This window comes from Vibrio sp. Y58_MX_L22 (assembly GCF_024181865.1).
GTDB classification, from domain to species: Bacteria; Pseudomonadota; Gammaproteobacteria; order Enterobacterales; family Vibrionaceae; genus Vibrio; species Vibrio alginolyticus.
The window spans coordinates 1-9,245 of sequence record NZ_JAMZAN010000024.1; the positions used below are offsets into that span (position 1 = coordinate 1).

General features: G+C 43.9%; 8 protein-coding genes and 1 pseudogene. 7 read left to right on the top strand and 2 right to left on the bottom strand.

Features of this window, described 5'->3' with window-relative positions; all coding sequences use genetic code 11:
• The 4 genes and pseudogenes from NL626_RS22670 to NL626_RS22685 form a co-directional block, all read left to right on the top strand.
• Positions 1 to 115: pseudogene (locus tag NL626_RS22670) on the top strand (elongation factor Tu); the annotation flags it as partial.
• Positions 116 to 446: 331 nt separating this feature from the next.
• Positions 447 to 635 (top strand): (2Fe-2S)-binding protein, encoded by a 189-nt coding sequence (locus NL626_RS22675; RefSeq protein ID WP_005381360.1) that lies wholly within the window; start codon positions 447 to 449, stop codon positions 633 to 635.
• 93 nt (positions 636 to 728) lie between these two features.
• The gene (bfr, locus tag NL626_RS22680) at positions 729 to 1,205 is read left to right on the top strand and encodes a bacterioferritin (protein WP_005381359.1); all 477 of its coding nucleotides are present in this window, start codon (positions 729 to 731) and stop codon (positions 1,203 to 1,205) included.
• A 206-nt stretch (positions 1,206 to 1,411) separates the two neighbouring features.
• Complete coding sequence (locus NL626_RS22685) at positions 1,412 to 2,689, top strand: malic enzyme-like NAD(P)-binding protein (protein WP_005381358.1); 1,278 nt, start codon at positions 1,412 to 1,414, stop codon at positions 2,687 to 2,689.
• Between the two features lie 112 nt (positions 2,690 to 2,801).
• Here NL626_RS22685 and metJ read toward each other — a convergent pair whose 3' ends face one another.
• Positions 2,802 to 3,122: a met regulon transcriptional regulator MetJ gene (metJ, locus tag NL626_RS22690; protein WP_005381353.1), complete on the bottom strand. Its 321-nt coding sequence runs from the start codon at positions 3,120 to 3,122 to the stop codon at positions 2,802 to 2,804.
• 225 nt (positions 3,123 to 3,347) lie between these two features.
• Here metJ and NL626_RS22695 point away from each other — a divergent pair, with 225 nt between their 5' ends.
• From NL626_RS22695 to metF, 3 genes are all read left to right on the top strand, one after another.
• The gene (locus NL626_RS22695) at positions 3,348 to 4,508 is read left to right on the top strand and encodes an O-succinylhomoserine (thiol)-lyase (RefSeq protein WP_017821741.1); all 1,161 of its coding nucleotides are present in this window, start codon (positions 3,348 to 3,350) and stop codon (positions 4,506 to 4,508) included.
• 15 nt (positions 4,509 to 4,523) lie between these two features.
• The gene (locus tag NL626_RS22700) at positions 4,524 to 6,932 is read left to right on the top strand and encodes a bifunctional aspartate kinase/homoserine dehydrogenase II (protein ID WP_253657762.1); all 2,409 of its coding nucleotides are present in this window, start codon (positions 4,524 to 4,526) and stop codon (positions 6,930 to 6,932) included.
• Positions 6,933 to 7,194: 262 nt separating this feature from the next.
• Positions 7,195 to 8,097 carry a methylenetetrahydrofolate reductase gene (gene metF, locus NL626_RS22705; protein ID WP_005381345.1) on the top strand — a complete coding sequence of 301 codons (903 nt, stop codon included), beginning with the start codon at positions 7,195 to 7,197 and terminating at the stop codon, positions 8,095 to 8,097.
• A gap of 70 nt (positions 8,098 to 8,167) precedes the next feature.
• Here metF and NL626_RS22710 read toward each other — a convergent pair whose 3' ends face one another.
• The gene (locus NL626_RS22710) at positions 8,168 to 8,707 is read right to left on the bottom strand and encodes a PadR family transcriptional regulator (RefSeq protein WP_005382791.1); all 540 of its coding nucleotides are present in this window, start codon (positions 8,705 to 8,707) and stop codon (positions 8,168 to 8,170) included.
• Between the last annotated feature and the right edge of the window lie 538 nt (positions 8,708 to 9,245).

Consider the following 9,245-nt stretch of genomic DNA (forward strand, 5'->3'; position numbering starts at 1 on the left):
ACAGATGACTGTAGAGCTAATCGCACCAATCGCAATGGACGAAGGTCTACGTTTCGCGATCCGTGAAGGTGGCCGTACAGTAGGTGCTGGTGTTGTTGCTAAGATCTTCGACTAATTCATAACGAATTAAACGAAATCTTGCACTGTTCTTCTTTTTGAAGAAAGCGCATCGAAAAGGGAAGCTTAGGCTTCCCTTTTTCATTTCTAGATTACATTTAGTTATAAGTGTTGAAATAAAAGACGTCACTTTTTCGATTTAAAAACAGAGTTTTACCGGCTTTGTTTCTTAACGCTTTTACTCACCCCTCTTAACCCTTTGATCTTTTCCTGCAGCGGTAAAATCGTTATAACCAAATATTCTGAGCGGACACCATAATGCGACTGGTAACAAGAACTATTCTTGTTTATATTGTTTGTCACAGATTAGTTTTATAGGTTTTTTGAGTATGTACGTTTGTCTTTGCCATGGTGTCTCCGACAAAAAAATTAGGAAGTTGGCGATAGATGAAGGCGTAACAGATATTAAAGGAATCAAAAAGTGCACGGCATTGGGCAGCCAATGTGGTAAGTGCATCAGACAGGCCAAGGAAATTTTAGCGGAAACTAGTTACACGGAATTTAAACAAGCCAGCTAATTGCTGTAAGTATGCAGTAATTATTTGCCTTACATTTTGACACCTTCTCATTTGCTTCTACATTTAAATGAAGCCAAAGAGGAGGGTTTTGTCATGAAAGGCGATCCAATCATCATTCAACATCTCAATAAAGTGCTCGGTAACGAGCTCGTCGCTATTAATCAATATTTTCTTCACGCCCGAATGTATAAAGACTGGGGCTTAAAGCACCTAGCAGACAAGGAATATCACGAATCTATCGATGAGATGAAGCATGCCGATCATCTAATTGAGCGTATTTTGTTCCTTGAAGGCCTACCGAACCTACAAGATTTAGGTAAGTTGATGATTGGTGAAGATACCAAGGAAATGCTCGAGTGTGATTTAAAGCTTGAAATGGCGGCTATTCCAGATTTAAAAGATGCGATTGCCTACGCTGAAGACATTCGAGATTATGTGTCTCGAGATCTCTTCCAAGATATTCTTGAAGATGAAGAAGAACATGTTGATTGGCTAGAGACGCAACTTGGCTTGATTGAAATGTCTGGTATTGAGAATTATCTCCAAGCGCAATACGTGGACGAAGAGTAACGATACTTTCTGAGTTTGCATACTCCAATAATAGTAAGAAGAAAGAGCACCTGACTCGAAAATCAGGTGCTTAACCCCGTTATCTGGTCTAATCTCTTTTATTATCGGCTTTTTAAGGATATTGCTCGCAATCTTGCCTATGAAGTTTGATTTCTATCCGATAGAATTTATGCCCCCTTACCTAAAAATAAAAAAGAGAAACGTCCATGTCTGAAGACAACCACCAAGCAGCCACTCCAGAAGAAGAACATCGCCAAAAAGCATTGGATTACCATGCTTATCCAACTCCAGGAAAGATTGCTGTCGAACTGACAAAGCCTGCGGAAACGGCGGGTGATCTTGCCCTTGCTTACAGCCCTGGTGTTGCAGAGCCAGTGCGTGAAATCGCACAAAACCCGGATAACGTGTACAAGTACACTGCAAAAGGGAACATGGTTGCTGTTATTTCTAACGGTACCGCTATTCTAGGTCTAGGTAACCTAGGTCCACTTGCATCTAAGCCAGTGATGGAAGGTAAAGCGTTACTGTTTAAGCGTTTTGCAGGTCTTGACTCTATTGATATTGAAGTTAAGCACCGCACGATCGATGAATTTGTTGATACTGTTGCGAGCATTGCAGACACTTTTGGCGGTATCAACCTTGAAGATATTAAAGCACCAGACTGTTTTGAGATTGAAAAGCGTCTGATTGAACGTTGTGATGTACCAGTATTCCACGATGATCAACATGGTACTGCTATTGTAACGGCAGCGGGTATGCTGAATGCAATCGAACTTCAAGGTAAGAAACTTGAAGATTCAACAATTGTTTGTCTTGGCGCTGGCGCTGCCGCTGTAGCGTGTATGGAGCTTCTGATCAAATGCGGCGCAATGCGCGAAAAAATCTACATGCTAGATCGCAAAGGTGTGATTCACACTCGTCGTGATGATCTTAATGAATATAAGCAGCTATTTGCGAACAATACAGATAAGCGCACACTAGAAGACGTGATTGAAGGTGCAGATCTGTTCCTAGGTGTATCTGGTCCAAACCTATTGCCAGCGGAAGCGTTGAAGTTGATGGCAGATAAGCCAATCGTATTCGCATGTTCTAACCCGGATCCTGAAATCAAGCCGGAACTTGCTCACGCAGTTCGTGATGACTTGATCATGGGTACTGGCCGTAGTGATTATCCTAACCAAGTTAACAACGTATTGTGTTTCCCATTCATTTTCCGCGGTGCTCTTGATGTGCGTGCAAGTGAAATCAATGATGAAATGAAACTTGCAGCCGTTGAGGCGATTCGTGAGCTAGCAAAAGAGCCTGTACCTGAAGCCGTATTGAAGGCTGCAGGTGTTGATAAGCTAGAGTTTGGTGCGGACTATATTATTCCAAAACCAATGGATTCACGTTTGCTACCACGTGTTGCAAAAGCGGTTGCTCAGGCGGCGGTTAATTCAGGTGTAGCTCGTATCGAGATGCCTGAAAACTACATGGCAGAGTAATATATCTTTCAGATGTGATACACAAAAATGGGACGCTATTGCGTCCCATTTTTTATGTCATTCATTTGGCTCGAGGCAAGAGTTATTACCTGAAACCTCTTATCAGGCTTTTTTATTCTTCGTCGAATGACTCAAATTCGATGCCCATTTCCGTCATCAGCGCTTTTACTTCTGTTGGAATATCATCAGGACGGTCTTTACGAAGGTCTTCATCTGTCGGAAGTGGCTGACCTGTGTACGCGTGCAAAAATGCCTCGCATAGCAATTCGCTATTGGTTGCATGGCGTAAGTTATTGATCTGACGGCGAGTACGCTCATCAGTTAGCACCTTTAAAACTTTTAGCGGGATAGAGACGGTAATTTTTTTTACTTGTTCGCTTTTTTTGCCGTGCTCTGCATATGGGCTAATGTATTCGCCATTCCAGTCAGCCATTGCACACCTTCATTTATGTAATCGGTTAAAAATAATTTAGGTGCTGATTTTAGCTGCATTTACCGCCATAAGCAAAGACATATAGACGTCTAGAAGTGTTGACGTCTCATTTTTTGACGAGTAAAGTGAACATAACAGCAAAGGAAGCGTGTTGATCACTTTATGTTACTCATTAGATATAGCGCATTCCTATTTAGAAGTCATTACCCGTGAAAGGATACACCCATGAGCACTCGCAAACCTGCGACCATTGCAGTACGCACTGGTATTGAATCAGACAGCCAATATCATGCTGTCGTTCCACCTATTTATCTTTCCACTAACTATGGTTTTCCTGCTTTTGGTGAAGTGCCCAAGTATGATTACACACGATCTGGTAATCCAAACCGCGGACTGTTGGAAAGTGCGCTATCTGAACTTGAGTCTGGAAAAGGAGCGGTTGTTACTAACTGCGGTACGTCGGCATTAAATTTATGGGTTTCCGCTTTTCTCGGCCCAGATGATCTCATTATTGCTCCTCACGATTGTTATGGAGGCACCTATCGTCTTTTTAATACCCGAGCTAGCAAAGGCGATTTTAAGGTTCAGTTTGTCGATCAATCAGACGAACAGGCTTTAGATGCTGCATTGGCACAAAAACCAAAACTCATTTTGCTAGAAACTCCGTCAAACCCTCTGGTTCGCGTAGTGGATATTGCAGCTACCTGTGAAAAAGCGAAACAAGTCGGCGCGTTAGTTGCGGTGGACAATACCTTTTTGACACCCGTGTACCAAAAACCTTTAGAGCTAGGTGCGGATTTTGTTATCCACTCCACAACAAAGTACATCAACGGTCATTCGGACGTAATTGGTGGGGTAATCATCACCAACACAGAAGCGCATGCAGAAGAGCTTGCATGGTGGGGCAATTGTATTGGTGCAACGGGCACACCTTTCGATAGTTACATGACACTGCGAGGTATTCGTACGCTTGGTGCTCGTATGAAAGTACATGAAGAGAGCTCACAGCAGGTACTGGCTTACCTACAGAAACAAGCGTTAGTTAAAACTATCTATCATCCAAGCCTGCCGGAACATCCAGGTCATGACATCGCTAAAAAGCAGCAAACGGGCTTTGGCTCTATGTTGAGTTTTGAGTTTGCTGGTTCGTTTGAGCAGTTAAAGGTGTTTGTGAAAGAGCTCCAACTGTTTTCATTAGCTGAATCATTAGGTGGTGTAGAAAGTTTGATTTGCCACCCGGCATCCATGACGCACCGTGCAATGGGTGAGGAGGCGCTGGCGGAGGCTGGGGTCTCTCATCAACTATTGCGTTTGTCTGTCGGTTTGGAAGATGCACAAGACCTCATCACAGATTTAGAACAAGCGTTCGCTAAAGCTACCCAGTAATAGGAGACGATAACAATGACTGTACAACGTCAGCTGCATAAGTTTGGTGGCAGTAGCTTAGCAAACCCAGAATGCTACTTACGCGTTGTGGGTATTCTCAAGGAGTATTCGACAGAAAATGATCTGGTGGTCGTCTCTGCTGCAGGAAAAACCACTAACCGCTTGATTGAGTTTTTGGAAGGGTTAAATAAAGATGGCCGAATTGCGCATGAAGCGCTTCAAAGCTTAAGACAGTTTCAAACTGAGCTAATAGAAAGCTTGTTGGAGAGTGAAGCAAAAGAAGAGCTGTTAGCTTTATTACATGATGAGTTCAGTACTCTCTCGGAGCTGACTGCACCACTCACTAATGCGCAAAAATCTGCGGTACTGGGACACGGAGAAGTATGGTCTGCTCGCCTATTGGCCGCGTTATTATCTCAACGTTCTATCCCTGCGGTTGCACAAGATGCACGAGCGTTTTTACGTGCAGAAGCGGGAACTCAACCAGAGGTTGATCGCGCTCGTTCATACCCTTTAATTAAAGAGATCCTCGCGCAGCATAACCATAAACGTGTGGTAATTACTGGATTTATGGCTCAGAACGAGGCAGGAGAAACCATTCTACTTGGTCGTAACGGCTCTGACTATTCTGCAACGGTCATAGGCGCGCTTGCTGAAGTCAGTACTGTCACGATTTGGAGTGATGTTGCTGGTGTCTATAGTGCCGATCCACGTTTGGTGTCTGACGCTTGTTTATTACCGTTACTTCGATTGGATGAAGCCAGTGAACTTGCTCGCTTAGCTGCCCCAGTGCTACACAGTCGTACGCTTCAGCCTGTGGCGCAAAGTACCATGGACCTTAATCTCAAGTGTAGCTATCTGCCAGAGTCGGGTTCTACTCGTATTGAGCGTGTATTGGCATCTGGTCGTGGCGCTAAAATTATTACTTCACTGGATGATGTTTTATTGGTGCAGTTGTCTTTCATGCATGGGCACGACTTCGAAAAAACACAGAGTGATGTATTACAAGCGTTGCAGCGCGCGCAATTAGAGCCACTGGCATTTGAAGCTCAATCCGATCAGCACACGCTACGCTTGGCTTACACCGCAGAAATCGCCGGTGGTGCATTGAAACACTTGCAAGAGCTTGCGGTAGAGGCAGAAATTAAGCTAAAAGAAGGTTACTCGCTCTTAGCTGCGGTAGGTGCAGGCGTTACGAAAAACGCCAATCATTGCTTTGGCTTTTATCAGAAGCTAAAGCACTCTCCGGTAGAATTTATCTCTGAAACAGACTCAGGACTGAGCCTAGTCGCTGTTTTGCGCCGTACTGATACCGAGGCGTTGGTTCAAACGATTCATAGCCAGTTGTTCCAAGCGCAAAAACGCGTGGCAGTGGCTTTATGTGGCAAGGGTAATATTGGTTCTAGTTGGTTAAATTTATTTGCGACGCAAAAAAGTGAGCTCGAAAAACGTCATGGTATGAGCTTTGATCTTGTCGCGGTTGTGGATAGCCAAACCTATTGGTTCGATGAGCAAGGTATTGAGGCGGCGAGTGTTGCTGAACGATTTGATGATGAAAGCATAGAAAACAATGGGGATTGGCTGGCACGTTTGGGAGCACTTAAAAGCTATGATGAAGCCGTCGTGCTTGATGTTACCGCGAGTAAAGAGTTAGCTCAGCGCTACGTAGAAATCGCACAGCAAGGCATTCATTTGATTTCCGCTAACAAAGTGGCCGGTTCCGCAGATAGTCAGTACTACCATCAGGTTCAAGATGCATTCGCTAAAATTGGTCGTCATTGGCTATACAACGCAACGGTTGGTGCTGGGTTACCGATAAACCATACCGTGCGAGATCTTCGTGAAAGTGGGGATGAAATCGTCGCTCTATCGGGGATTTTCTCGGGGACGTTATCATGGCTGTTCCAACAGTTTGATGGTTCTGTGCCATTTAATGATTTAGTCGATCTTGCTTGGCAGCAAGGGTTAACCGAACCTGACCCTCGTTCTGATTTAGATGGCTCCGATGTAATGCGTAAGTTAGTCATCTTGGCTCGAGAATCGGGCCTAGATATAGAACCAGACAGCGTTAAAGTTGAGTCTTTGGTGCCAGAAGAATTAAGAGAACTGAGCTTAGATGATTTCTTCGATAATGGAGCATTGTTGAGTGAAATACTTCAAGAGCGTCTGACAAAAGCACAGAGAAACGATCAAGTGCTTCGCTATGTGGCGCGTTTAGAAAAAAATGGTAAAGCAACGGTGGGAGTCGAAGCGTTATCTCGTGAGCACGCGCTCGCCAACTTATTGCCATGCGATAACATTTTTGCCATAGAGAGCAAGTGGTACAAAGATAACCCTCTGGTCATTCGAGGACCAGGCGCAGGCAGAGAAGTGACAGCCGGCGCTATTCAATCCGACCTCAACCGATTGGCTGGTTTATTTTAAAGTTGCGATTGACCTAAAAACCCTGGAATTAATCCAGGGTTTTTTATTCCCCTATCAGTGCCATACTGAAGTCATAACCCGTGCAAAATGGCGAGATGATGCTCAAGTAGAAACTTGAACTATCTTCATTATTAACTTGAGAAAAATTCATAATTACAAGGTTGACATTAAATCGTATTCAATACATTCTGTAGACATATAGACGTCTAAACGTCGATTTTAAGGATTTGTTTTCGTGGCGGAGTGCCGCAGGGAGAGTAAGATGGGATATACGCACGCAGGCCATATCGACGCCTTGAACCAGAATATTGCTGAGTTATCAGATAACATCAATGTATCGTTTGAGTTTTTTCCGCCAAGCAGCGCTAAGATGGAAGAAACACTTTGGAATTCAGTACACCGTCTTAAAACGCTTCAACCTAAATTTGTTTCTGTGACTTACGGTGCGAACTCCGGCGAGCGTGACAGAACACACTCCATCATTAAAGAAATTAAAGCCACAACCGGATTGGTTGCCGCTCCCCATCTCACTTGTATTGATGCGACTCGTGAAGAGTTGATTAATATTGCCGATGATTATTGGAACAATGGTATTGAAAATATCGTCGCTCTGCGTGGTGATATTCCTCCAGGTGGCGGTGCGCCTGATATGTATGCCTCGGATTTGGTTGAGCTGCTGAAATCACGCCACGATTTCGATATCTCCGTTGCTGCATTCCCTGAGGTTCACCCTGAAGCTAAAAGCGCTCAGTCTGACTTATTGAACCTAAAACGTAAGGTAGATGCAGGTGCAAACCGTGCTATTACTCAGTTCTTTTTTGACGTTGAGTCTTACCTGCGATTCCGTGACCGTTGTGTCGCAGCAGGAATTGACGTAGAAATTGTGCCAGGAATTTTGCCTGTATCGAACTTTAAGCAAGCTTCTCGCTTTGCGGCACAGAACAACGTGAAAGTACCAGGATGGATGAGCAAACAATTCGATGGTTTGGATGATGATCCGGTGACTCGCCAGCTTGTAGGAGCTAGCCAAGCTATTGATATGGTGCGTGTACTGAGTCGTGAAGGGGTTAAGGACTTTCACTTCTACACACTAAACCGTGCAGAGATGACTTACGCGTTATGCCATACGTTGGGTGTTCGTCCTCGCGCAGTAGTCGGTGCGTAAATCTGGTTTCAAAAGGATAAAAGGCTTGCCAAGTGGCAAGCCTTTTTCGTTTTATCAAAGCAAAAGGAGTTTAACCAATCACTTCAAGTTCAGTTAGAACTTCTTCTGCCCAAGTGATCCAAGTTTCACGTAACAGAAGGTTACGGCGAAGCGTTAGACGTTCTAGGCGAGCTTGTTTATCTAAAGTTGACGGCGTTGCGTAGTAAGCCGCTTCAATTTCTTTGTAGTGAGAAACCAGTTTGCGAGACTCTTCAACTAGCTCGGCGAGTTGGTCACGGAATGGAGCTGCAGGTTGAACGGCACATGCCATCAATTTCGCTGAAAACTCATCACGAACTGTTGGGTGTGCAGTTGGTTGATCAAACCACTCTCCTAAAGCGCTGCGACCAGCGTCTGTAATGGAGTAAACCTTGCGGTCTGGTTTGCCTTCTTGGGGTTCTAATACGCAAGTAACCAGTTCTTTCTCAGCCATTTTGTTGAGTTCACGGTACACCTGTTGGTGGCTTGCTTTCCAGAAGTAACCGATGCTAGCAGAGAATTCTTTAGTGATATCGTAACCGGTTGCGTCGCGAGTGCTAAGAACAGTTAAGATTACGTGTGGTAATGACATGTCTTCAATCCAAATGGTCAATAAACTTGTAAACAAGCTACTTATACTTTCAGCTGCGCTCTTACTGGCACTTGAGTTTTTTAATGTATAAGTAGCACCAACAATGTTGGTCCTGTCACCTTAAAGCCGTTTATCACCTAGAGAGATGGGGAGTCCCATCAAGGCTGGAGCAGGTATGATTGGATTTATGAGCTCTCAGCAGGCAAGTAGTATATAAATAATAAGCATGAAGTGGAATAGTAGGACAAAATTACCCTAAAAAACTAACATAATAATCAATAGTGTTAACTTGTGGTTTTTTGTTCTTTTATTTTGGTATTTTTTGGGTCTATTATGGTTTATTTTACTGCTTTTGTTTTGGTGCGATTATCCTGTGATAAAAAAAAGCTGAGCATTTGCCCAGCTTTTTATTAAAAATGTGTGCCGTCCTAAATAAGGTTGACACTTTCCACCCCCAAAATTGGAGAGTGTTATGAAATCAACAACTAAAAGAACTCAGCGCGATTACTCCCTCGCTTTTAAACTCACTGTAGTTGAT

Coding starts and splice junctions, on each gene's coding strand:
- NL626_RS22675 (WP_005381360.1), top strand. CDS start 447: ATGTACGTTTGTCTTTGCCATGGTGTCTCCGACAAAAAAATTAGGAAG.
- bfr (WP_005381359.1), top strand. CDS start 729: ATGAAAGGCGATCCAATCATCATTCAACATCTCAATAAAGTGCTCGGT.
- NL626_RS22685 (WP_005381358.1), top strand. CDS start 1,412: ATGTCTGAAGACAACCACCAAGCAGCCACTCCAGAAGAAGAACATCGC.
- metJ (WP_005381353.1), bottom strand. CDS start 3,122: ATGGCTGACTGGAATGGCGAATACATTAGCCCATATGCAGAGCACGGC.
- NL626_RS22695 (WP_017821741.1), top strand. CDS start 3,348: ATGAGCACTCGCAAACCTGCGACCATTGCAGTACGCACTGGTATTGAA.
- NL626_RS22700 (WP_253657762.1), top strand. CDS start 4,524: ATGACTGTACAACGTCAGCTGCATAAGTTTGGTGGCAGTAGCTTAGCA.
- metF (WP_005381345.1), top strand. CDS start 7,195: ATGGGATATACGCACGCAGGCCATATCGACGCCTTGAACCAGAATATT.
- NL626_RS22710 (WP_005382791.1), bottom strand. CDS start 8,707: ATGTCATTACCACACGTAATCTTAACTGTTCTTAGCACTCGCGACGCA.